The 24,927-nt window shown below is 66.7% G+C and carries 14 protein-coding genes; 9 read left to right on the top strand and 5 right to left on the bottom strand.

Annotation, left to right across the window (positions count from 1 at the left end):
- The first annotated feature begins 32 nt into the window (after positions 1 to 32).
- Entirely contained in the window at positions 33 to 1,571 is a 1,539-nt protein-coding gene (locus tag C8271_RS13370; RefSeq protein WP_106507716.1) for a hypothetical protein, read from the top strand.
- Positions 1,568 to 3,106: a hypothetical protein gene (locus C8271_RS13365; RefSeq protein WP_106507715.1), complete on the top strand. Its 1,539-nt coding sequence runs from the start codon at positions 1,568 to 1,570 to the stop codon at positions 3,104 to 3,106. The genes C8271_RS13370 and C8271_RS13365 overlap by 4 nt, the downstream gene beginning before the upstream one ends.
- Before the next feature lie 8 nt (positions 3,107 to 3,114).
- Here C8271_RS13365 and C8271_RS13360 read toward each other — a convergent pair whose 3' ends face one another.
- Together C8271_RS13360 and C8271_RS13355 are read right to left on the bottom strand one after the other, a co-directional pair.
- Positions 3,115 to 5,127: a hypothetical protein gene (locus C8271_RS13360; protein WP_106507714.1), complete on the bottom strand. Its 2,013-nt coding sequence runs from the start codon at positions 5,125 to 5,127 to the stop codon at positions 3,115 to 3,117.
- Positions 5,124 to 8,075 (bottom strand): AAA domain-containing protein, encoded by a 2,952-nt coding sequence (locus tag C8271_RS13355; RefSeq protein WP_106507713.1) that lies wholly within the window; start codon positions 8,073 to 8,075, stop codon positions 5,124 to 5,126. The genes C8271_RS13360 and C8271_RS13355 overlap by 4 nt, the downstream gene beginning before the upstream one ends.
- 225 nt (positions 8,076 to 8,300) lie before the next feature.
- Between C8271_RS13355 and rfbB the strand changes: the two genes are divergently transcribed.
- From rfbB to wecB, 6 genes are all read left to right on the top strand, one after another.
- Positions 8,301 to 9,314 carry a dTDP-glucose 4,6-dehydratase gene (gene rfbB, locus C8271_RS13350; protein ID WP_106507712.1) on the top strand — a complete coding sequence of 338 codons (1,014 nt, stop codon included), beginning with the start codon at positions 8,301 to 8,303 and terminating at the stop codon, positions 9,312 to 9,314.
- An 81-nt stretch (positions 9,315 to 9,395) separates the two neighbouring features.
- A complete protein-coding gene (locus C8271_RS13345) occupies positions 9,396 to 10,820 on the top strand; it encodes a sugar nucleotide-binding protein (RefSeq protein WP_106507711.1) in 1,425 nt (474 codons plus the stop codon).
- Positions 10,821 to 10,970: 150 nt separating this feature from the next.
- On the top strand, positions 10,971 to 12,773 hold the full coding sequence (locus C8271_RS13340; protein WP_170957906.1) for a glycosyltransferase: 1,803 nt from the start codon (positions 10,971 to 10,973) through the stop codon (positions 12,771 to 12,773).
- Entirely contained in the window at positions 12,773 to 13,669 is an 897-nt protein-coding gene (locus C8271_RS13335; RefSeq protein WP_106507709.1) for an ABC transporter permease, read from the top strand. Before C8271_RS13340 ends, C8271_RS13335 begins: the two co-directional genes overlap by 1 nt.
- The gene (locus C8271_RS13330) at positions 13,650 to 14,681 is read left to right on the top strand and encodes an ABC transporter ATP-binding protein (RefSeq protein ID WP_106507708.1); all 1,032 of its coding nucleotides are present in this window, start codon (positions 13,650 to 13,652) and stop codon (positions 14,679 to 14,681) included. Before C8271_RS13335 ends, C8271_RS13330 begins: the two co-directional genes overlap by 20 nt.
- A gap of 35 nt (positions 14,682 to 14,716) precedes the next feature.
- Positions 14,717 to 15,892 carry a non-hydrolyzing UDP-N-acetylglucosamine 2-epimerase gene (wecB, locus tag C8271_RS13325; RefSeq protein WP_106507707.1) on the top strand — a complete coding sequence of 392 codons (1,176 nt, stop codon included), beginning with the start codon at positions 14,717 to 14,719 and terminating at the stop codon, positions 15,890 to 15,892.
- Positions 15,893 to 15,967: 75 nt separating this feature from the next.
- Here wecB and C8271_RS13320 read toward each other — a convergent pair whose 3' ends face one another.
- Genes C8271_RS13320 through C8271_RS13310 form a run of 3 tightly spaced genes read right to left on the bottom strand, consistent with a single transcriptional unit; the run spans position 15,968 to position 19,425 of the window.
- Positions 15,968 to 16,966: a Gfo/Idh/MocA family protein gene (locus tag C8271_RS13320; protein ID WP_106507706.1), complete on the bottom strand. Its 999-nt coding sequence runs from the start codon at positions 16,964 to 16,966 to the stop codon at positions 15,968 to 15,970.
- Positions 16,967 to 16,969: 3 nt separating this feature from the next.
- Entirely contained in the window at positions 16,970 to 18,073 is a 1,104-nt protein-coding gene (locus C8271_RS13315; RefSeq protein WP_106507705.1) for a DegT/DnrJ/EryC1/StrS family aminotransferase, read from the bottom strand.
- A gap of 32 nt (positions 18,074 to 18,105) precedes the next feature.
- The gene (locus C8271_RS13310; RefSeq protein ID WP_106507704.1) at positions 18,106 to 19,425 is read right to left on the bottom strand and encodes a nucleotide sugar dehydrogenase; all 1,320 of its coding nucleotides are present in this window, start codon (positions 19,423 to 19,425) and stop codon (positions 18,106 to 18,108) included.
- A 316-nt stretch (positions 19,426 to 19,741) separates the two neighbouring features.
- Here C8271_RS13310 and C8271_RS13305 point away from each other — a divergent pair, with 316 nt between their 5' ends.
- Entirely contained in the window at positions 19,742 to 24,841 is a 5,100-nt protein-coding gene (locus C8271_RS13305; RefSeq protein WP_106507703.1) for a glycosyltransferase, read from the top strand.
- Positions 24,842 to 24,927 lie beyond the last annotated feature (86 nt).

The following is a 24,927-nucleotide window of genomic DNA, read 5'->3' as shown; positions in this document are numbered from 1 at the left end:
ATCCTGACGTTCGGGCCAGAGGAGGAATACATATGCCGTCGACCACGCCGCGCTCGACGCTCGAGATGCTGGAGGGTCGGCAGAACACCGGCCGTCGGCATGCGGCCGCGGCCGTTTTCATTGCGGCCGCCCTTTCGCTGTTCACCGCCGCGGTGGGCCTGTTCGGCGAGTATGTTCTCGTGCCGCCGGAGGGCGATCGGGGCTCTGCGTGGCTGTTCGGTGGGTTCGCCGCGCTCTTCGGCGCCGCGGCGCTGCTCGCCTTGGTCTATAAGCGACGGATCGACAGCGGCGTTGTGGTCGATATGCACCTGACCCAGCTGGGCCGGGCAGACGATCGGTCCTCGACATGGGACCGCACGGTGATGACCTCCTTCGCCGGGCTGCACCGCTCCTTCTCGGTGCAGCCCGTCCCGTGGAACGGGACGGGAGACGCCGTGGCCCGCGCCGACGTGACAGGGCAGCTCGGCGACCTCGTCAGCGGCCTGGATCGCGTGCTGGAGGCCCACCATGCGGATCTGGTGCGGATCACGCCGGAGGGTCCGATCCCGGCCATCATCGGGATGGGCGCGCTCACGTTCCTGCCGTCGGACTTTCGACTCTTCGAGGTGCCCGACAATGCGACCCCCGGCCGGGGTGGGTTCAGTCGGGAGCAGCGTGAACGGTTCCTTGAGTTCGACGCCGAAGCCTACCGGCGCATCGTCTCGCGTCATGATCCCGACGTGCAGGCCGAGGAGCAGGCGCAGCTGCGCGTCACCGTCGACGGGAAGGACGTTCCTCGCTGGCGCGAGACGTTCCGCCCGGATCCATCCGTTCGACGTGTGCGTCTCTCCCTGGGGGCGGTGAAGAAGGGTGGCATCGAGTGCTGGATGCCGTTCGCTGAGGTGCCGCTGTGGGGCGAGAGCGGCCCGTTCATCCAGGCTGGGGCTCTGCTCGATGGCACCGGTCCGGACACGCGGGTCGGTTCGACGCCCACCGGCGCTCCGGTGCGGCGCTTCGCCTCGGTGCAGATCTCGCAGCTGACGTCCACCGGCAGGGCATCTGTGACGTCGCGTCGCGAGCAGGCAACCGGAGACGCGCTCGTCGCCGACCCGGAGACCGTCGCGATCTTCTTCGCCGACGTGATCGCCTGGACCTTGGCTCGGTACCCGAACGCCCAGATCCACCTCACGGCGCGCGTGCCGCGGGTGATCGCGTTCATGCTCGGCGCAGCTCTCGCACACACGCCGCACTGGCCAGCGCGGAAGCCATTGACGCGAGGCCCGGCCTCGTCGCTGCGCCCTGCGCCGTCGGGGGCCCCGCCCCCGCAGAGCACGTCGGCGCCGACGCGCTTCTTCCCCGCGGACATGGCCGCGCGACTGCGCTTGTGGGGGACCTACGATGCGCCCACCACCCCGCGCGACGGCCGGCCAGGTCTCGCACTGTTCGACGTCTTCCCGGAGACCGTGGGCCTGACACCACTCGGCGCCCACACCACACATTCGCAGCCCGCCGGTCGCGTCTCCGGCCGCCTGTCCCGTGCCGCCCAGCGGCTTCGGCACCGAATTCGCACTCGTCCGAGGAACGCTCCGTGACCATGATCGATCCGAACCCGATGCCTGACGCCCAGGATGAAACGCCGGGCCACGGGACGTTCTACGCCCAGGCGGAGGAGGACCTGGGCCGCCTGCTCGGCATTCATCCGAGCCGTCGACGGCACGGCATTGACATCTTCAAAAGGGACAAGAAGCGCCTTGTCGGTTTCAGCGCCACCGAGATCCAGCTCCGGCTCCCGCGAACAGGTGAGCGCCAACGGGACACGGACTTCCTCGTTCTGTCGCGGTCGCAGCCTTTCACCCCCGATGAGAAGGAGCTGGCGAGGTCCTACGCGACCGCGCTGCACAGTGCGGCGGAGCTGGTGTCGGCCTCCCGCGGCGCGCCAGAGCATTGGCAGGTTCTGCGCGCGACGCTCGTCGAGCAGGCGATCGCGCGGTTCCTCGCCACCGCGACAGCGATGGACGATGAGGATCTGGCGGAAAAGCTTCGCGAAACGATCGTCGCCCTGCTCCAGCATCTGAAGGATGCCGCCGCCTCGACGTACGAGGGGCAGCGGTACGCGCCTCGCTTCATCGTGACGACAGTCCCGCATGAGGAGGGTAAGGCTGCGGAAGCCGCTGACGCGTTCGCGTTCTCGGCTCCCAGAGCGGTGTCGTTCGCGGACTACGTCCGGCGTGGCCGGTACCCCTGGACCCCGCTGCTGGGCGCGAGCGGAGGCACAGCCACGGTGGTGAGCGCCGACGGGTTGGTCGAGGCGATGTGGGATCTTCGTGATCATGCGGTCGGCGACACCAACCGCCTCAGCCACGCCTTCCCGGTGGAGCTGGAGGACCTGGCTGCGGTGACGTATGACGGTTCGACGTTGGGTTTCGCTGTGACGGGTAACGGCGACATTGCGGTGCTCAAGGATGGGGCGGTTCGGTGTGTGCATCGTCGCGGTGAGTGGGGTGTGATCGCGGAGAACATACGCTGGCAGCAGTTCGGCACGGTGAGGTTCGAGGTGGACATTCCCGATGCCGGCCCGTACGAGGTGAACTCAACGGTTCGCGCGGCGATCCTGGAGAGTGTGCTGGACGCGAGCTTCAGCGGGCACGGCGCCGTGCTCGCCGTCTTGTCGAGCCAGGGCTTCGTCGAGTTCTACGGCGAGTGCGAGGTCGACAGCATCGGCGGGGGCGTCGACGGCGAGACGATCATCGATCCCGGCCTGCTCTGGTATTCCGCCGACGGTGTCGATGATCAGCTCGACCTTCGATGCCAGCTGCTCTGTCAGGGGCGGACCGATCTGAGCGACGAGTACGAGGGGTACCGGTTCGCCGAGCTCTCCCGTGCACAGCGGCTCGAACTGCTCAGCATGGACGGCGCCACCATCATTGACCGGCGCGGCAGGATCATCGCGTCGGGCGCGATCGTCCGCGTGCGGGGTGGCGCCAGCGGGGGCCGTAAGAGCGCCGCCCTCGCCCTCGCCGAGTTCGGGGCCGCGTTCAAGGTGTCGCAGGACGGTGAGGTGACCCTGTACGGGCCGAGCCGACCGGACGCCGACAGCGACGCTCGCGTACTGAACGGGTTCGGTTGAGCTGGGCGTCAGCCCAGGAACAGGCATTCCTGTATCACACCGCGCCAGTGGTGCCAGCCATGGATCGCACCGTCCTGGGACACCTTGAAGGCGACGCCGTGCTTGGCGAGGCTGCGGGCGGCGCTGGCCCGTCCTCCACCGGCCTCCTGTTTCTCGTCAAGGTTCACGATCGCGCCGACGGCGAGGATCTCGCCGGTGTCGATGTCCACGATCGTGGCGCCGTCAAGGCTCAGGAGCTCGAGACGCTGCTGTCGACTCAGCTCCTGGAAGAGGAGCGGTTCGGTAGAAGCGTCGCCCGCATAGAGATGTCGCCGAATGTCGAGACTGACCTGGGAGGCGGGTTGTGCGGGATCCTGCAGGTCCAGCAGGCGGCGCGACCAGATGCGGGAGGTCGACGGGACGGGACGCGCCCCGGCTTCGGTCGCGTGCGCGGAGTCGTCGATGGACTCCTCCGCGACGGTGACGCCGAGCCCGCGAGCGAGCCGGCGGATCTGCTCGGGATCGTTCTGGTGGACGGCAGCCAGGAGAGCGCCATGCGGGCCGAACGACGCATCCACGAGCGAGTCCATGATGGCCAGTTTGAGACCGTTCCTCTGGTTGATCCCGTTCCATCCTCGCCGCACCGCGCTGTTGGACCAGGGGGACCAGGCGCCATGGCGCTGCACCGCGAAGACTTCACCGGTCAGGGCCTCGGCGCCTTCATCACCCGTTGCGTCGGGATGGGCAGCGACACAGGTGGCGGTGCTCGTCACCGAGATCTCCTTGCCCGGGTGCAGGGTGAACGCCGCAGCGATCTGGGCAGGTGATGGCGACGCGTCTGCACACTCTGGCTGTGACCGGTCCTCGCCCGGGTGCGGATGCGTGGCATCCGACGCGCGCCCGGAACCAGACAGGGGTCCGGCTGAGCGGTGGGATGACGCGGGGGTGATGTGGCGCCGTCGCACAGCCCACCCATAGTCGACGGGCGGGCGTACGCACAGGTTCTTGACCGTCGCTCGATCCGACCGTTGTGGAACAGGTGTGCGCGGCAGAGACGCGATGAACCGGTTTCCCTCCTGAGCAGGGAGGAAGGGCGCGTGCTCCAAGACGCCGATCACGTGGCCCGATGTGGTGAGGTGGAGGCTGGAGTTCGTCGTGGTCGCAGTCTGGAACAGCCAGGTGGCGCTGCCACCGCTCAGGAGCTCGCTGAGGTGCAGTCCCAGACTCTCCGCTTCAGGGTCGGCGTCGAGCGTGATGGACAGGGTGACGGCATCGCCCTCGACGGTGATTTCACGAGCGGATTTCAGGAGCCTGACCACGAGCATCAGAGTCTCGAGCGTCGTGCGTGACGCATGCTCGAGTCGAATGCGGGAGTCGTCGGCCTGACCATCAGCCGTCCAGCCGGAGATCATCAGCGCCAGCGCTCTCATCAGCACGCGCTCGTCCAGATCGGTGCGCTCGATGTGCTCGAAGAGCTCGACGTTGTCCCGCATTGATCGCAGCTCGGCGGCGAGGGCGTAGGTGACCGCGAACTCGTAGTCGGTGAAGCCGTAGAACCGCTTCAACCCGATGATCAGGGGGACCCAGGGGGTTCCCGCACCGTCGCGAGCAGGTGCCGAGCCCTCGTACGGATGTGCGAGGTCCTTCCCATCGGCGCAGACCAGGTGATCGTCGGTGCCGGCTGCTCGATGGATGTGACGTGGGATCCACACTGCATCATCGTCCGTCGCCCAGAGCCGGGCGGGGGCGGCATCGAGAGGGTCCCCAGCGGTGCGCGAGGCATCGGACAGGGCGGTCGGCACGGCGAGCACGAGCAGTCGGTCGGGCGTTCTCGTGGACCGCGACACCGGGAACTCGCGGATGGCTGCGCCAAGATCACGGTCACGGTCGAGCTCCGGCCAGTGCACACCACTCCAATGGTGGCTCGGCACGTGCAGAAGGCGCGTGAGCTTCCACTCGAACCACTCCTGGAACCCGGCATCGGTCGCGAACTGCTCCCGCACCGAGGCCCTGCTCGGCTTCGTCTGAACGTCTCCGGTCATCTGCGGTCTCCTGTCGAGTGCGGGACGGATCGGTCAGCGGCGAGATCATGCGCGATGTCGCGGAGCCGTGAACTGCCCGGCGTGAGGACACGGACCCCCCAATAGGCCTCGCCGCTTTCATTGAACGCCATGCATGACCTCAAGCCCTGGTCACGTCCCTGTGGCGTGGGCCGACGCGGGCCTCGCCTCCCGCCGTTCGCCGTCGGCGCTGCGGTGGACGGAGTCTCGTCGAGCGCCGGCCCGTACGTCAGAAACCCCTGGTCCGCGAGGCGGTCGTGCAGCTGTTTGCTGGTGACGCCGCTCGCGCCGATACGCGCCAGATAGGGGCTGAACAGTGTGCAGTCGCCGACTGTGATCGGGTGGGCGATGCTGCGGGAGAGCTGTGCCTGCACGAGTGCTTCGATGCTCATGCCCGCCAGGGGATGGCCGCCGGAGGGAATCTCCACGGTGCTCGCAGTCTGCTGCTTATCGAACTCACCCCAGACGCTGCCGTCGCTGGGCAGCCGCAGCAGGACGAAGGCAGGCTCCTCGGGCGTTGCCACCATGGTCCGGCCGTGGATCACTGCGGCACCGGAGTCCCGGGCGATCCGATCTTTCACGAAATCGGCGGTGCGCTGTGCTTCGAGCCTCGCGGGATCTGCGTGGTGGCGGTGGTAGGGACCGTCGATCTCGATGGCCACCAGCAGCCTTCGGGTCGCCTCGTGCACGATGACGATGTCGAAGGACCGGCTGTCGACGCCATCGTGCTGCAGCCCATGGCAGGAGCTGAGGGGAAGCTCGCGGATCACGATCACGCCCGGCCGTTCGCACGGGGCACGGCCCGTGTCGCGAGCGCCCTCGCGGCGTCGCGAACCGACCCGGCGACCGGCATCGAACAGTGCTTGGGCGACGATCTCCTCGGGTGCGGCGAAACCGTCGCCGCTCTCGGCCACCACCGGCAGACCGGCACGCCGGATCCGCTCACGCATCGCCGAGACCCGGTCGAAAACCGAGACCAGTCCGCTGCGCTGAAGGCCGTAGCCCGACGGGTGGCTCTGCGCCGTGTCGACGCCGGTCCGCTCGGCCACGTCATCGATCAGACGCTGCACGAACATCTGATCGGCGCCGTTCTCGCGCGTGTTCGACGGGCCCCGGTCAGGTGGGGCGTGGCGTGTCGGGATCGAGTATCCGAGCAGCCGCTGCTGGAGGGGTTCGGACATCTGGTCGGAACCGACCACCACCACGAGCTCCTGCTTCGCGCGGGATGCGGCGACGTTGATCAGCCGTCGGTGCTGAGACCAGGGGAACTCCCACGCCCCATCGTCCACGGGCAGGACGTAGACGATGTCGAACTCCCGCCCTTGGGACGTGTGGATCGTCAGAGCCAGGGGAGCATCGACCGGAGCGTCGTCGTCCTCCTCCCGCTGCGCCGACGGCTCGACGGGATCGATCGAGATCGCATCGGCCGTCAGCGGGCTCCGAGCGGGGGCGGCAGCGGCGTGCGTGCCCGGGTGGTCGTCCGATGCGGTGTCGATCGGGTTCGGTGCCGAGAGGGCTTCCCTGAGCGCCTGCCTGAGCTCCTCCAGCTGGCCACGGTAGGGGGACAGGATGCATGCCGAGAGTGGGGCGTCGGCGCTCGCGGCTTCCATCCGCTTGTGCAGGGCGGGCCATTCCTCCCGCATGAACACCTCGACCTGCTTGCGGTTGCGCCGCGTGCTGGTCGGGTTCTCGCCGCGTGCACGTGCACGGCGCGCCGCCGCTTCGGTGACGACGCGCTCGCCGAACGCACCCGGGAACCAGCGCACACGGATGGGCACCGGAATGTCCTTCGTGAAGAACGCACTCGTATCCGTCTTGACGCTCAGCCGTTCGCCGTAGACGTGCCGGTTGCAGAAGTCGATGATCCCGGGATGGCAGCGGTAATGGGTGTCCAGCAGAACCGCACCCGCCCCGAGCCTGCGCGAGCTCGCCTCGACCGCCTCGAGGAAGCTCGTCTCCTCGCGGAGCACCCAGGACGCGTCGTGCAGGTGGGTAAGGTCGTCGGTGAGGCGCTTGACCCGTGAGACCGTCGTCCGATCGAGCACGGGTGGGAGCTGATGCTTGTCGCCCAGCAGGATGAGACGGCGAGCGGACGCCATCGCCACGAGCCCGACGACCGGGTCCACCTGGGAGGCCTCATCGACGATCACGTAGTCGTAGAGGTGCCGGGTGCCGTCGGTGACGAGTTTCGGCAGCGAATGGATCGTGCTTGTCACGATGGGGAACTCGGCAAGAAACTGAGCGGCGCTGATCGCGGTCTCGCGGCCGCCCGGTCCCGCCGCGAACGTCCACTGGGGGTGGCGTTGGGAGAATCGCCGTCGCTTCGCCGAATTGCCGAGCTCGGCGAGGCGCGAGCGGAGGGTGCGCAGATGCCCGTCGCCGGAACCGACGCGCTGGATGACGTTGGCGATAGCAGCACCGTTCTGCGCGACAACGGCTGCGGTGCTCCCGGCTCGTTCAATCTGTGCGATCAGCTCGAGGATCACCTGCGTCTTACCGGTGCCGGGTGGGCCCTGAATGATGGTGACCGGGCGGGTGAGTGCCTCGTGGACCGCTCTGCGCTGACTGTCGTTCAAGCGGTCGTTGACGAGCCAGTCGAGTTCAGCGGCACCGTTCGACGGTGACGATGCCGGTACAGGAGAGCAGAGCTCGCTCTCGGAGAGGTAGGCCGCGACGAGTGGATTCGACAGTGCGCTGACTCGAGCATTATCGTCCGCGAAATACCAGGCGAGGGAGTAGTTCGCCTGGTCCTTCTGCAGCTCTGTGAGCGATCTGAGGTCAGGTGGCCTGCCAGCGGTGCGGGAACCGGAGGAGACGGCCGCAGTGCTGCGGGCGACGGAGGGGCCGTCGGGCGCGGCTCCCATCACGACGGCTGCTCGACGGTGATACTCCCAAGCGCGTTCCGCTGCCGAGCCCTGCCCCACCTGCATGATGCGATGCTAGATCACGTGGACGGCACCGGGCAGGCCGGGGGAGAGCGCCGGATCCAGTCACGCTGGAGTGGGACGGATCCAGTCGCGGGGGAGAGAGCCGGATCCAGCCACGCAGAGCGTTGCAGCGATGTGAACTGTTGAGTGACGGCCCTGCACCGGCTCTCGGCGGACGATGACCTCCTATTGTGGAGCAGTCGCCAGCGTTCTGTCCTGGAGGGTCACATGCCCCGTCATCTGCTTGTCACCGGTGGAGCCGGCTTCATCGGCTCCGCTTTCGTGCACCACGTGGTCACCACCACCGACGCCCACGTGACGGTGCTGGACAAGCTCACGTACGCCGGCCACCGCGAATCCCTCGCGGGCCTGCCGGAGGAGCGGGTGCGTCTGGTCGTTGGAGACGTCGCGGATCAGGGCCTGGTCGACGAGCTCGTCGGTTCCCTCACCGGTGAGGACGATGCGATCGTGCACTACGCGGCAGAGTCCCACAACGACAACTCGCTGAACGACCCCTCGCCGTTCCTCACCACGAATCTGATCGGCACGTTCACGCTGCTGGAGGCTGCCCGCCGGCACGATGTCCGCTTCCATCACATCTCCACCGACGAGGTCTACGGCGACCTGGAGCTGGATGATCCCGTGCGGTTCACCGAGCACACGGCGTACAACCCGTCGAGCCCGTATTCGGCGTCGAAGGCGGGCTCGGACATGCTGGTGCGCGCCTGGGTGCGGTCCTTCGGTGTGCAGGCCACGATCTCGAACTGCTCGAACAACTATGGTCCGCGCCAGCACGTAGAGAAGTTCATCCCCCGGCAGATCACGAACCTGATCGACGGGATCCGCCCCCGCTTGTACGGCGCCGGGCTGAACGTGCGCGACTGGATCCACGCCGATGACCATTCCAGTGCCGTGCTGGCGATCCTGGATCGTGGCCGCATCGGGGAGACGTACCTGATCGGTGCCGATGGCGAGAAGAACAACCTCGAGGTGGTGCAGATGATCCTGGAGGCCTTCGGCCGCCCCGCCGACGATTTCGACCACGTCACTGACCGTCCGGGCCATGACCTGCGCTACGCGATCGACTCCACGAAGCTGCGCGAAGAGCTCGGCTGGACCCCGTCGTTCCAGGACTTCGAGGCGGGCCTGGCCGCGACGATCGACTGGTATCGCGAGAACGAGGCCTGGTGGAGGCCCCAGAAGGCGGAAACCGAGGCGAAGTACGCGAAGACCGGGCAGTGAGCCCAGCGCGACGGGCCCGCGTCCGTCGTGTCCCTGCCCAACTCGTCGTCCGGGCGTCCTGCCCGTGAAGGAGCATGTCCTGTGAGCACGAAGCCCCTCGCGATCCATGAGACCCCGATCCCCGGCCTGCTGGTGATCGACCTGCCAGTGCACGGGGATGCGCGCGGCTGGTTTAAGGAGAACTGGCAGCGGCAGAAGATGGTCGCCGCGGGCCTGCCGGACCTGGGCCCGGTGCAGAACAACGTCTCCTTCAACCAGGCAGTGGGCGTCACTCGCGGGATCCACGCCGAGCCGTGGGATAAATACATTTCGGTGGCGACCGGGCGCGTGTTCGGCGCCTGGGTGGATCTGCGTGAGGGGCCGACGTTCGGAGCCGCCTACTGGCACGAGATCACGCCCGATGTCGCGGTGTACGTGCCGCGCGGGGTGGGTAATGCCTTCCAGACCCTCGAGGCGCCCGCCACCTATACCTATCTGGTCAACGACCACTGGTCCGAGGCTCAGCAGGCCCGGTACACCTTTGTGAACCTGGCCGATGAGACCGTCGCGATCCCGTGGCCGATCCCGCTCGAGCGGGCCGAGCGCTCCGCGAAGGACCTCGCCCATCCGCGTCTGGCGGACGTCACCCCGGTTCCTCCCCGTCGGACCCTTGTGGTGGGTGCCCGCGGGCAGCTGGGGCGCGCGCTCGGTGCGCTGTGGGAGGGGAGGGCCGACGTTGACTGTGTGGACCGTGACGTCCTGGACATCGCCTCCGCCGAGTCTGTGGCCGCCTTCGATTTCTCCCCATACGGGGTGATCGTCAATGCCGCCGCGTACACGGCGGTGGATCTCGCCGAGACCCCGGAGGGCCGACGGGCCTGCTGGGCAGCGAACGCCACCGGCGTGGGGCGCCTGGTCGAGGCGGCACGCGCGCAGCGGGCGCTGCTCGTGCACGTCTCGAGCGACTACGTGTTCGACGGTGAGGCCGAGCAGCACACCGAGGACGAGCCGCTCGCGCCGCTGGGCGTCTACGGGCAGGCGAAGGCCGCTGGCGATCTGCTGGTGGGCACCCTGGCGCAGCATTACGTGGTCCGGACCAGCTGGGTGGTGGGCGAGGGGAAGAACTTTGTGCGCACCATGGCGGCGCTCGCGGAGAAGGGCGTGGACCCCTCCGTGGTGGATGACCAGATCGGCCGCCTCACCTTCACCCAGGACCTCGCCGCCGGTATCGACCACCTGATCCGCACGCGGCCCGAGCCTGGGACGTACAACCTCACCTGCGCGGGGGAGCCGATGAGTTGGGCGCAGATCGCTGCTGAGGTGTTCACGATGACGGGCCATGCACCTGAGCGCGTCATGCCCGTCACGACCGCCGACTACTACGCCGCGCAGGGGACGACGGAAGGCGACGGCACCGTGGCTCCGCGGCCGCGCCGCTCCGTGCTTGACCTCGCGAAGATCGAGGCGACCGGCTTCCTGCCGCGGGATCAGCGTGATGCGCTGGGGGCGTACCTCGCGGCGAGCTGAGCGGTCCACGGATCCGGGCAGATACGGCGAGGGGTGCTCGCCGTATCTGGGACCATCGGGTGTGCGCTCGACGTTTCTCTGAGAGTGCCCTGGGCGGCTGGATAGAATCTGCCTTTCCAGCGCATGTCGTCGAGTCACCCGGGAGGCGGAGTGGTCGCACCGGATCTGCGTGCTGTGCTCCGCAACGGGCGGTTGCTGCTGCAGTCTGCCGCCCAGCATGCCGCAGACGACCCGGCGCTTCTGGTGATGCAGGTCAGTCGCCGAATGCCGTTCCGCGCACGTGTCCTCGCCGGCCGGGTGCTGCATGGCGCGGCCAGGCGGATCGCTGCCGGCCATGGACTGGCGGCGCTCGGGGCGTTCATGGCAGGGGACCGCTCCGCGGCGCTTGGCCTGGTCGAGGAGTCGGGAGGTCATGACCGTTCGCGCCTGTGCGGCGAGGTCGCGGTGCTGTTGGGGCGGATGGACCTGGTGGGGCCGCAGGATCCACCGCGGATTCGGGCCCGCGCGGCATGGGCGCGTGGACAAATGAGCGAAGCGGTCGCGATCCTCGATGCGGCAGGACTCGGGGAGAGCACGTACGCGCAGCGTCTGCGCAGTGAACTACGGATTCTGGAGCCAGGCTTCGTGCTCGACCTCCCGCCTCGCCGAAACGCTTTGCCTGTACGGTCAGAGGCCGACGGCCCTGGCGTGCGGGTGCTGCACCTGCTTACGAATTCTCTCCCGCACACCCAGTCCGGCTACTCGCTACGCTCTCACCGCATCCTCACAGCGCTGCGTGATGCTGGTGTCTCATCGATGGCGCTGACCCGCACGGGCTACCCGGTGATGGTGGGGAAGGCGGCCGCGGCTCGAGAGGACGTGGTAGACGGCATTCGCTACCGTCGTACCCTGCCGAGACGGCTAGCTGCCCTCCCCGAGGGGCGGCTGCAGCAGGAAGCGCTGGAGGCGTTGCGCATGGTGGAGGAGCTCCGACCGCACGTTCTGCACACCACCACCGACTATCGCAATGCCCTGGTGGCTCAGGCGGTGAGCCGCGCGACTGGCATCCCGTGGGTGCTCGAGGTGCGCGGCCTGATGGAACAGACGTGGGTGGCTTCGCATGCTGATCCGGATGCGCGTGAGCAGGCGATCCAGGCGCAGAAGGTGCAGTTGGTTTCGGCGAAGGAGGCGGAGCTGGCGCGGGCCGCGGATGCGGTGGTAACGCTGTCCGCGACTATGGCCGATGAGCTTGCGTCCCGTGGTGTGGATCGTGCTGCGATCACGATCGTGCCGAACGGCGTGGATGCTTCGCTGCTCAACGACCATGTCTCCCCACGCGAGGCGCGTGCCGAGCTGGGTATCGGCCACGCGGAGGCCGTGATCGTGGGTGCGGTGAGCGCCCTGGTGGATTACGAGGGCTTCGACGTTCTGCTGCGCGCCGTGGAACAGATTGTGCACGATGAGACGGTTCCGGGATCGGTGCGACAGCGCCTGCGGGTGGTGCTCGTGGGCGATGGGGTGGCCGCCCCTGGCCTCGCTCAGCTTGCCCGGGAGTTGGGGATCGCAGACCGCGTGATTCTGCCTGGCCGTGTGCCGCGTGCTCAGGCCAGGCGGTGGGTGGAAGCGATGGATCTGATGGTGATCCCGCGCGTGGACCGCGCCGTGACCCGCATGGTCACGCCTCAGAAGCCGATCGAGGCGATGGCGCTCGGTAGGCCGGTGATCTGCAGCGACCTACCGGCGCTGCGTGAGGTTGCCACGAGTGCCAACGGCGATACCGGAGCGCGTCTTGTGCCTGCTGAGGACGCCGACGCGTTGGCGGCGGCGATCGTGCAGGAGTGCGAGCGCGTTGATGGATCGGTCACGTCCGCGGCGGCTCCGATCGCGCAAGAGAGACTGTGGGGCGAGCTGGTGAGAAACTACCTCTGTATCTACGAACGACTGCGAGAGCTTCCGCAGGAAGGCACTCACTGATGGCGGAGAAGGCCACGCGAACGGCGGATGTGATCCGTCAGCTCGAGGACGCTGGACTCGACGCGAGCTCCCTTTCTCCCATTGGTGTCCGCCCCCCGATCACCCAGTACCTGCGTGAGCTATGGGAGCGGCGGCGCTTCATCTGGTACGACTCGCGACAGCGGGCAGCGACGCAGAACAGCCGCAATATATTGGGGAACCTGTGGCTCGTGCTTCGTCCGTTGGTGGACGTCAGCGTGTATTTCGTGATTTTCGGACTGCTCCTCAGCGTGGATCGAGGAGTCGAGAATTTCCCGGCGTTCTTGGCCGTGGGAGTGCTGCTCTTCCGCTCGACGTCCGCCGCGATTGGCGGGGGAGCGGGGCTGCTTCCGAACAATAAGGCGATCATCAGGGCGTTCAGTTTTCCGAGAGCTTCGATCCCGATCGCCAGCGTCCTGCAGAGCGCGATGACTTCGGTGTTCACGATCCTCACGCTCTGTGTGGTGATCGCGGCCGTCCCTCCCCACGCGTTCCCGAAGGTGACGTGGCTGCTGATAATTCCGATCTTTGTGCTGCACACGCTGCTGAACCTGGGCATCACCCTCGTCACTGCCAGACTCGGTTTCCACTTTCCGGACATGAAGAACATGCTGTCGGTGGCAAGCAGGTTCCTGATGTACGGATCCGGTGTCATGTTCCCGATCGAGCGATTCATCAGTGACCCGACGATCGCATGGATTGTCACCCTGAATCCGCTGTTCCGCATCATCGATATGGCACGGGCCGTGTTGATTGACGGTCGGGTCCCCGCCCTGGACTCATGGTTGATCACCATCGTCTGGATCATCGTGCTGGTCGTGTTCGGCTTCGTCTACTTCTGGCGCGGGGAGGCGAGTTATGGCCGAGAACTCCGCTGAGGCGAATCCGACAGACGATGACCGTGACGACCTCTGGGTTGCGCCGGAGCACTCGCCCTTGTCTGTCGTGGCGCGTCAGCTCCGCATGCGCTACAAGGCTCCCCGGACCGACCGAACTCCTCGCAAGGGGCTTCTGGGCAAGATGCTGCCCAAGCGCCACATGGTGTCCGTTTCGGCCGTGCGGGGTGTTGACCTCACTGTGCGCGAAGGCGAGTTCGTGGGGATCATCGGCCGTAATGGCTCGGGGAAGTCCACGCTGCTGCGTATGCTCGCGGGGGTCGAGCCGCCGACGTCGGGCATGGTCCTCACCAGCCATCGCCCGCAGCTGCTGGGCGTGAGTGCCGCCCTGATCAGCGACCTCACCGGAGCGGAGAACATCCGGCTGGGCTTTCTGGCGCTGGGTATGTCCGAGGCGCAGATCGCCGAGAAGTTCGATCAGGCAGCAGAGCTGTCCGCGCTGGGGGAGGCGATCGACCTGCCGATGCGCACCTACTCCTCGGGGATGTCCTCCCGGTTGAAGTTCGCGATCTCCGTGATGGCAGAGCCGAAGATCCTCATGATCGATGAGGCGCTGTCCACCGGGGATGCCACGTTCTCCGAGAGGTCGAAGAAGAAGATGGACGACCTGCTGGAGAACGCCGGCACGGTATTCATGGTGAACCACGCGCCGCGTACCATTGAGAACATCTGTTCACGTGTCATCTGGATGGAGAAGGGGCGCATCGTGCTGGACGGAGACACCAAGGAGGTCTCTTCCCGGTACCGTTCGTTCGCGTACCTGTTGGCTAAGGATCGGCAGAGCGAAGCGATGGAGCTGTTGCGCGAGGCCATGCTTGAGGGTGAAGCTGAGCGAACCGCGAACTCGCCCTTCGCCTCTCGCGTCGAGGACGTTCCGGCGCGCCCGGACCGCACCCCGGAGCTGGAGCCAGACCCCTTCGCGCAGATTTTCAGCCAGGACATGCACGCTCGACGTTTCCCCACCACCCTTTTTCCCCCGGATGCACGCAGCTGAGATCTTCGGCCGCTGACAGCTCGAAAGGACGCTCCATGACCCTGCGCATCATGACCATCTACGGCACCCGCCCGGAAGCGATCAAAGTCGCCCCGATAATCAAAGCGATCGAGACAGCTGACGGAATGGAAAGCATTGCCGTGGTGACCGGCCAGCATCGCGAGATGCTCGACCAGGTCAACACCATGTTCAGCATCGTGCCCGATTATGACCTGAACATCATGAGCGCCGGCCAGACCCTCAACGAGATCGTCGCACGCGTGATCACTGGGATCGACGGGATCCTCGAAGCCGAGGCGCCCGACGCCGTGATCGTCCAGGGCGACACTTCAACGGTGATGGGGGCGGCGGTCGCCTCCTTCAACCGGCAAATCCCCGTGATCCACCTGGAGGCGGGGTTGCGCTCGGGCGACATCAGCTCGCCCTTCCCCGAGGAGGCCAACCGCAAGCTCACCACCCAGATCACCGCGCTGCACCTGGCCCCGACGGCGACCAGCAAGGACAACCTGGTGCGTGAGGCCGTCAGCGAGAACGACATCGTGATCACTGGCAACAGCGTGATCGACACTCTGTTGTTCGCCACCGAGAACCTCGAGGTGACCTTCGACGATGAGCGCCTGGAGGCCCTGAGTGCTGCGCGGGATGCGGGCACCGCAGGCCGGATCATGCTGGTGACGGCGCATCGTCGCGAGAACCTCGGTGAGGCGATGGTGCAGATCGGTCAGGGCATCGCGGACCTTGCGACAAAGTATCCCGACCTCACGGTGGTCTTCCCGATCCACCGCAACCCGAAGGTGCGCGAAGCGATCCGCCCCGCGGTCGAAGGCCTGCAGAACGTGCTGCTCATCGAGCCGCTTGCCTATGCGCAGTTCACCAAGGCTCTCAGCCTCGCCGATGTAGTCCTCACCGACTCCGGCGGTGTACAGGAGGAGGCGCCGTCTCTCGGCAAGCCGGTGCTCGTGATGCGCGAGAACACTGAACGTCCCGAGGCCGTGGTGGCCGGCACCGTGAAGCTCATCGGCACGCACCGCCAGCGGATCGTCGATGAGGTCTCGCTGCTGCTGGACTCCGAAGAGGCCTACAACGGCATGGCCAACGCGGTGAACCCGTATGGCGATGGCAGGGCTGCCGAGCGCACGATCGAGGCCGTCCGCTGGAAGTTCGCGGGTGGAGCGCGTCCGGTCGACTTCGGTGACGATCGCACCGTCTGAGCTGTGACGAGATGAATTGGGCCCGGGAGGTTCCCGTGCCCGCTTCACCTCGCACGCAATCTGCGCAGCGGCCGATCAGGCCTGAGGCGCTGACACCATGCCCGCGCGAGCGCTCTCCAGGACCGCTTCGATCGTGCGGACGGTGTTCAGGCCCTCGCGCATGGTCACGATGTTGGAGGGGTCGCCGTTGACGGCGTTGCGGAACGCCTCGTGCTCGGTCTTCAGCGGCTCGGTGCGGGTGAGTGCGTACCGGACCATGTCACCCTCGGAGACCCCGCGGAAGGAGGCCATCGACTCCCAGACGTTCGTCTTGTTCGCCTTGTTTTCATACCAGGTCAGATCAGCGTTCAGTGTGTCGCCCACCAGGGCGCCTTTCTCACCGGTGACCACGGTGACGCGCTCCTTGAAGGGGGACAGCCAGTTCACCAGGTGCCCGGTGATGGTGCCGTTGGCGAGACGACCTGCGATCGAGACCATGTCCTCGTCCTCACGACCGGAGCGGCCAGTGGTGGTCGCCGCCACGCAGGCGTAGGTCGACTGGGCGACCCACGCAGTCAGGTCAAGGTCATGCGTGGCCAGGTCTTTGACGACGCCGACGTCCGCGATCCGCGCCGGGAAGCCACCCTGACGGCGGGTAGCGATCTGATAGATCTCCCCGAGCTGACCATCAGCGATCCGGCGGCGCATCTCCTGCAGTGCAGGGTTGTAACGCTCGATGTAACCGACCGCTCCGACCAGGCCCCGCGACTCGAAGGCCGACGTGATCTCCTCAGCCTCGGCCGGGTCGAACGCCAACGGCTTCTCCACCAGACAGTGCACGCCCGCCTGCGCGAAGGTCAGCGCCACATCCCGGTGGAACGCGGTCGGCACGGCGACCACCGCATAGTCGATGCCGGCCTTCACCAGCGCCTCAGCATCCGGCAGGATGTCGAAGCCGTCCGCGGCGTGATGCGGGTCCCCACCGGGATCGGCCACCGCCACGAGCTCCACATCCTCCAGCGCCTGCAGATTGCGGGCGTGATGACGCCCCATCATGCCCAGACCGATCAGACCGGCTCGCAGAGTCTTCGCCACGTCTCACGCACCTGCCTTCGCCACCGTGTTGACCGCCTCGATGACACGGTCCACATCTTCGTCGGACAGCGCCGGATGCACCGGCAGCGACAGCACCTCACGGCTCAGCATCTCCGTGACCGGCAGATCCAGGTCCAGACCATAGGAGGGCAGACGATGCACCGGCGTCGGATAGTAGACACCGGACCCCACCTGGTGCTCCTCGCGCAACGTCTCCCGGAACCGGTCACGCTCGAGGCCACTGCTGCCCGCGATGCGGATCGTGTACTGGTGGTAGACGTGCTCAGCGCCCTCACGGACCACCGGCACCCGCACACTCTCCAGCTCCGCATCGTACCGTGCCGCGATCTGACGACGACGAGCCGTCCACCCATCGAGCTTGCGCAGCTGCTCACGACCGATCGCGGCATGGATGTCGGTCATACGATTGTTGAAACCCGCGACCTCATTCGCGTACTGCACCTCCATACCCTGATTGCGCAGCAGACGCACCTTCCGGGCCGTCTCACCCGTCGCGCAGGCCGTCATACCGCCCTCAGCCGAGGTCATGTTCTTCGTCGGATAGAGGGAGAACATCGCCCCGTTGCCGAAGGTGCCCACCTGCACCCCACCCAGACGCGCACCATGCGCCTGCGCCGCATCCTCGAACACCCACAGACCATGCTCACGAGCGATCGCCATGATCGCGCCCATCGGCGCCGGATGCCCGTACAGATGCACCGGCTGGATACCGACCGTCCGCTCCGTCACCGCCGCCTTCACAGCCACCGGGTCCATGCAGAACGTCTCCGGATCCACATCCACGAACACCGGCGTCGCACCCGAGACCGCCACCGAGTTCGCCGTCGCCGCGAACGTGAACGATGGCACGATCACCTCATCCCCCGGCTTCAACCCCAGCGCGAGCATTCCCAGATGCTGCGACGAGGTGCCCGAATTCGTGGCCACACATTCACGCCCGCCCACCAGATGAGCACCGAACTCCTCCTCGAAAGCCTTCACCTCAGGCCCCTGAGCGACCATGCCCGAGAGCAGCACACGATCAACAGCATCCCGCTCCTCCTGCTCGATCAACGGCTTGGCGGGCGTGATGAATGTCCTGCTCACATCTTTTCCTTCGTTGTGGAGGCGGATGATGCTCAGCTCTGGCTGCTGGCGGTGGAGCCCTGGCCGTCGCCGAGGACGAGGCGGGGGGTGCCGATCCAGTTCTCGGGGGCGGTCATGTTGCGGCCATCGATGAGCAGGCGGATACCGGGGGTATCGGCGGCGGTGAGGTCCTTGTACTCGGGGTGGTCGGTCTGGATGATCACCAGGTCCGCGGGCTCGCCGAGATGGTAGGGCTCCCAGCCGTATCCGGTCAGCTCCTCGTCGGTGTAGAAGGGGTCGTGGACGGCGACCTCGGCGCCGCGCTCGCGCAGCGCCGAGGTGGTCGGGAACACGCCGGAGAACGCGGTCTCCTTCACGCCGGCGCGGTAGGAGGCGCCCAGGACGACGGTCTTCAGGTCTTTCAGGTCGCCCAGCAGCTCGGTGGCGCGGGCGACGAGACGCTCCGGGACGGAGGCGTTCAGGGTGCGGGCGGTGCGCACCGTCTCGGCGTGAGGGTCACCCGAGAGATACAGACGCGGGTAGACCGGGATGCAGTGGCCGCCGACGGCGATGCCGGGACGGTGGATGTGGGAGTAGGGCTGGGAGTTCGACGCTTCGATCACCGCGTACACGTCGATCCCGTTGTCTTGGGCGAACAGGGCGAACTCATTGGCCAGGCCGATGTTCACGTCGCGGTAGGTGGTCTCTGCTAGTTTCGCGAGCTCGCTGGCCTCCGGCGAGCCCAGGTCCCACACTCCATTGGGGCGCGGCAGGTCGGAACGCTCGTCGAAGGTGAGGGCGGACTCGTAGAACTCGCGGGCACGGCGGGTGGACTCTTCGCTCATCGCCCCGATCAGCTTGGGGTACTTGCGCAGGTCCTCGAAGACACGACCGGTCAGCACGCGCTCGGGGGAGAAGACGGCGAAGAAGTCCTTCGATTCCTTCAGTCCGGAGATCTCTTCGATCATCGGGACGAAACGACCGCGGAGGGTGCCCACAGGCAGGGTGGTTTCGTAGGAGACCAAGGTGCCGGGGGTGATGTGCTCGGCGAAGGAACGAGTGGCTGCATCCATCCAGTCGAAGTCGGGTTCCCAGGTCTCGTCATCAACGAACAGAGGCACGACGATCACGATCGCGTCAGCGCCGGGGATCGCCTCCGCATAGTCGGTGGTGGCTCTGAGCTTGCCAGCGGGGACGAGCTCCTTGAGCTTCTCGTCGAGGTGGGCCTCACCCGGGAACGGCTCGGTCGCCTGATTGATCAGCTCGACCTGACGCGGATTCACATCCACGCCGATCACTTCGTGACCGGCATCGGCGAACTGCACCGCCAGCGGCAGACCGATCTTCCCCAGGGCAACGACAGCAGTCTTCACAGTGGTCCTCACATCGCGATGCAGCAGGAGCGTCCGGTTGGGTCCACGGCTGCTCCATCGCGCCCGAAAACACCGGACGCGCGCCACCATGGTACGGCGCCGGTGATCGAATCGTTGCCGGAATCCGTTGGAGACCGGGACGAGGGTGCCCGGACGTCCGTCACAGCAGAGGGCGAACGCATGCATCTGCGCGACCCAGATGGGATCATGAGAGTCCGTGTTCTGCTGCCTGTGCGGACGCGAAGCCGCAGATTCACCGGGCTGTGGCCCGAAGGATAGCTCCTCCCCAGATGAGCGAAGGTTAGGAGGTCGCCACATGAGTGGTCAGCGTGGACGGGGCGCTCGCAGGTCGTTGCGCAGTCTCCTTCAGGCCGGTGCGCTTCTCGCGGGACTGGCGCTGATCGCACTCCTCTGTGTCGACATCGTGGGGATCGTGTACGAGTCTCCAGCTCTGGCCCTCGCCGCCGACATCGGGTGGATCGTGATGATCGGCGCGATCGTGATCGGAGCCTGGATCGCGATCGGGAAGGCGGCGCGTTCCCGTGATCGCAACGCGACGCGGCTCGCCAACATCGAGCGTGATCGGGCAGGCGATCGCGGCATGGCCGATGACATCCGGCAGCTCCAGACGGGGCTCGCGCGGCTAGCCGCAACTGCGGAGCAGCAGAATGCCGGCCTCGTGGCCACATCAGGAGCGATGGACGCCGCGGAAGCGCAGCGACATGAACTGACTGAGGCCGTCGGGGCGCTGCAGGCGACCATCGAAGAGACGGCCCCGCGTCTCGAGAGCGGACTCGAGGCGCTTCGTGCGGATCTGGTGGCGGTCGAGAATGCGTCGGTGAAGCAGGCTGCGTCGCACGACGAGGATGTCGCGGGACTGCTCTCTGGTATGGAGGCGCTCACGGCACGCGTCGACGAATACGATGCCCGCCTCGCAGAGCTCTCGAGGCAGCTCGTCGAGGCTGAGGCCTCACTGAGCACACAGACTCAGGAGCGGGATGAGGCCTGGGCCCTGAGCGCCCGAGCGGCGCTCCGGCACGGAGCCGATCCCCGAGCCGTCCTCGACGAGGAGGGTGCCGCGGAGCTCTTCCGCCGCCTGATCGAGGGCAGGCACTACCTGGAGACCGCACCGCTGGTGCGGGACTTCGACCTCCTCGGCACGACGAGGCTCGGCACGAACCGGGTGCTGTACAGGACTTTCAGAGATGCCGGCTATTGGGTGCTCGCCCACAAGGTCGTCCAGCACATCGCCACTGTGACCGGCCTCCCGAACGACGTGAAGACTGCTCGGCGTCTCGGCGATGAGATCGAGTTCTTCCGCAGGCCCGTGGCGGCGCTGCCTTCTTTGGAGCGCACCCCGGCGCACACACCGGACGGGCCCGTCCTCCATGTCGTGGGGAAGACGCTCCCGACGACGCAGTCCGGGTACACGTTGCGCACCCATCGGATCGCAGCGGCGCAGAAGGCAACCGGTCTGCGCGTCGCGGTCGTCGGGCACTCCGGTGCGAGCGGTGCGCCGGCGGACCGGCTGCTCTCGCACGCCGTCGACGGCGTCGACTATTACGTCCTCCCCGGGCCGGAACGCGGGAAGGTCCGTACGGCCCGCTGGATCGAGCGCAACGCCAGGGAGCTGTCCCGGCTCGTCCAAAGGCTCCGACCGAGCGTCCTCCATGCGCATTCCGACTTCCACAACGCGCTGCTGGTGCATGCTGTCGGTCTCGCGCACGGCATCCCGACGATCTATGAATCCCGGGGGTTCTGGGAGGAGTCCTGGCTCTCGCGCCAGTCCGCCGCAGGAGCGTGGGGTCCCGACCAGGCCACAGCGTTTACGGCGTACGGTCTCCCGGATGCCTACGCGCTGCGTAGCAGCGCAGAGGCGACGGCACGAGGACTGGTCGACAGAAACATCACCCTTGCCGAGACCATGCGGCAGCACATCCTGAGCAGCTCTGCGAACGATCTTCGCAGCGATCAAATCGCGGTCGTCCCCAATGCGGTGGACCCGCAGGACTTCCCCGTGCAGCGGCGGGACCAGAGCCTTGCAGCGTCGCTGGGGATCCCTCGCCGCGCGGTGACGATCGGGTACGTCTCATCGATGGTCGCGTACGAGGGGATCGAGACGCTCATCGATGCGGTCGGACGCCTGGAGGGCCGTACTGACCTCCCGATCCGTCTCGTCCTGGTCGGAGACGGCCCCATCCTGGACGTTCTGAAGGCCCGCGCGCGGGCACGCGGGATCCTCGACCGAGTCGTGTTCACCGGTGCGGTCCCGTACTACGAGGTGCCGAAGTACTTCGGACTGATCGACATCTTCGTCGTCCCGCGGGCGAAGTCGACGGTGGCTGACATCGTGACCCCGCTGAAGCCTTTCGAGGCCTTCTCGACCGGACGGGCCGTCGTCATGTCGAACGTCGACGCGCTGCGTGAGATCGCTGATGACTCCGAGTCGGCTGTCGTCTTCCGTGCCGATGACGTGGACGACCTCGCGGAGAAGCTCCGTCGTCTGGTCGACGACGAACCGAGGTGTCTCGAGCTGAGCCTAAGCGCGGCGCGATGGGTCCGTGGCAACAGGACCTGGGAGGGCAATGCGCGTGCCTACGAGCGTGTCTACAGGACGCTCGGGCTCCGCCGACGGGTCCACCGCGCCCCGAGGGCCTCGACCGCACTGACGCGGCGGGACAACGCGGAGGGCACGGCGGCTCCGACACCGAAGAAGGTCGTGGTCGTCGCGATGAAACCGCAGATTGCAGGCCGGATCCGACGGAACATCCAGACGATGCTCGATCTCGGAGCAGAGGTCGTCGTCGTGAACATGAGGCCTCGCTCGGGCTTCTTCCAGGGCCTCGAGCACCCGAATCTCAGCGCCGACTTCATCGACGTCGAGTCCCTCGCCGTGAAGTATCAGGGCCGGATGACCCGCAAGAACCGACAGCGTCGCGAGCGATGGGCTCTTGAGCGGCTCGAAGAGGCGGGGGATTCCGCCCGGAATGCCGATCCGCTGCCCGCATGGATCCAGAGCGGCGTTCCCGGGACCGGGCTGGCCGCGCGTGCGTGGATGACCCCTGGATTCGAGGCTCTGCGGCATGACGTCAGGGAGAAGTGGACCCAGGCCGACAAGACCGTCACGAAGCGATGGAACGCTGCCCGGCAGCAGAGGGATCTCTGGATCCGGGACACGCTGAAGAACGCTCATCTGGTGAACAGGTTCGTCGAGTTCTGGCGATTAAGCCCAGATCGGATCCAGTCCCACCAGCCTGACCTGATCATCAGCTCCGACCTTCCCGGGCTCGTCGGCGCGAGCATCGCGGCCGCGCGGCTCGGTGTGCCGCATCTGCATGACTGCCACGAGCTCTACCTGGAGAGCACGACGATTGGCGCGCTCGAGCGCAAACTGCTCGCTCCTGTCGAGAAGCACTACATGAGGCGTGCAGATGCCGTCATCGTCGTGAACGAGTCGATCCGGGACGAGTACCGGAGGCGCTACGGGGTGATGGGGAGCGTCGTGCGCAACTGCGCACCGCGCGTTCCGCAGGCGGTTCTAGATGCCCCGTGTGATCTGCGCGGGATGCTGGGTCTTCCCGCGGACTCGAAGATCCTGCTGTACCAGGGAGGACTGGCTGAGGGCCGGGGCCTCGACGTCTGCGTGAAGGCGATGGCGTCGCTCGAGCCGAATGTTCACCTCGTGATGATCGGCAAGGGTCGGCTCGAGCAGGACCTTCGTCGTCTTGCCGTGGACGAGGGCGTGGACGCCAGGGTGCACTTCGTCCCTCAGGTCGACCCCGGCGAACTGGCGCGATATACAGCAGGTGCGGATCTCGGCGTGATCCCGTACCAGCCGGTCTCTGAGAACAACCGTCTGACGCTGCCGAACAAGCTCTTCGAATTCACAGCCGCGGGGATCCCGTTCGTCGCCGCTGACGCCCCGGAGATCCAGAAGGTGACCGGAGCGAGCGGGTGTGGAGTCGTGTACGACCCGTTCGACGCGGCATCCCTCGCGGAGGCCGTTGGCACTGTCCTCGACGGGGCCGTGCACTCCCGGTTCCGAGCGGATGCGGCCTCCTATGGACGTGAGAACTCGTGGGAGACGGAGCGCGAGATCATCGTGACCACGGTCCACCGCCTGATGGGCGGCGACGGCGGACGCAGGGATGCCCGTAAGCGACCGTCTGCGGCCGGGCGCCTGCGGATCGCCGGTGGGAGGGCAGGCTCCCAGGCCTCACCCCGGGTCGCGATGGTCGTGCACAACGGTGTGCGCCATGACGCCAGGGTCCTCAAGACCGCCGGCTCTCTCCGCGAAGCCGGATTCGACGTCCGCGTGTTCGGCCTGACACAGGGAGAAGCTGAGGATTTCCTCCTCGACGGCGGGATCCCCGTCCATCTCGAGTCATGGGACCGCAACCTGATCTCGGAGAGGGTCAAGGGCGAAGGCGTGGCGCCGGGGAAGGAGAACTCGATCCGGGCGTCCTTCAGGATCCAGGGGGAAGCCCTCTTCGGCGCCGTTCGCGAACGGATGATCCCGGATGTGGTTCATATCCATGATCACGTCGCTCTGACGGCTGCCGAGAAATATCGTGCCGCCTTCGGCTGCGGGGTCGTCTGGGATGCGCACGAGATCTATGAGGATCTCGCGAACCTCGACCCCGCGAGAGCCGCTGTCAACGCTCGGATCGTGCGTGCCGGCTCCTTCGAGGTCGACGGGTTCATCACGCTCAACGAATCCATCGGTCGCTTCTACACCGAGAACTACCCGGCGCTGCCACCTGCGACGCTGATCCCCAATGCTGTGAGCGAGGGCCATGGCCCCGCCGTGTACGACGGACGGCTCCACAATGCTGCGGGTATCCGGAGTGACCAGCGCGTCGTCCTCTTCCAGGGCGGGTTTAGTCCTCATCGGGGGATCCCGGCGCTGCTGGAGGCCGCGATGCTCCTCGGTGAGGAGTGGACGGTCGTGTTCATGGGGTGGGGCAAGCTCGGGGATCTCATCCATGAGTACGCCGTCCGGGACACGGAGCGACCGGGTGATCGCCCCGCGGTCGCCGTGATCCCCGCCGTCCCTCACGACGAGCTCCTGGGCTGGACAGCCGGCGCCGATCTCGGTGCGATCCCCTATGAGGACACCGGCCTCAACCATCTGTATTGCTCGCCCAACAAGCTGTGGGAGTACCCCGCTGCCGGCGTCCCGATCCTCGCAACGGATATGCCCGAGATGACCCGGCGCATCACTGAGAACGGCATCGGCATCACGGTACCGCGGAGCCTGGATCCCGCGGAGATCGCTGCAGCGATCAATGCGCTGTCGGACTCGGATCTCGGAACGATGAGGCGCAACGCGAGGCAGTTCGCCGCACGCGACAACTGGCAGGCTTATGTGCCTCGGCTCATCGGACTCTATGAGGAGCTTCTTCGCCGGCGTTGATTGGTGCAGCACTGAGGACGTTGTCGGCGATCGTCGACGACTCTGTGAGAACCATGCAGACCAAGGTGGACCCAGGAAGGAGCGGG

It is taken from the genome of Brachybacterium timonense (assembly GCF_900258505.1).
Taxonomy (GTDB): domain Bacteria; phylum Actinomycetota; class Actinomycetes; order Actinomycetales; family Dermabacteraceae; genus Brachybacterium; species Brachybacterium timonense.
Note: the sequence above shows the minus strand (reverse complement) of the source record. Positions and strands in the feature narration are given on the sequence as shown.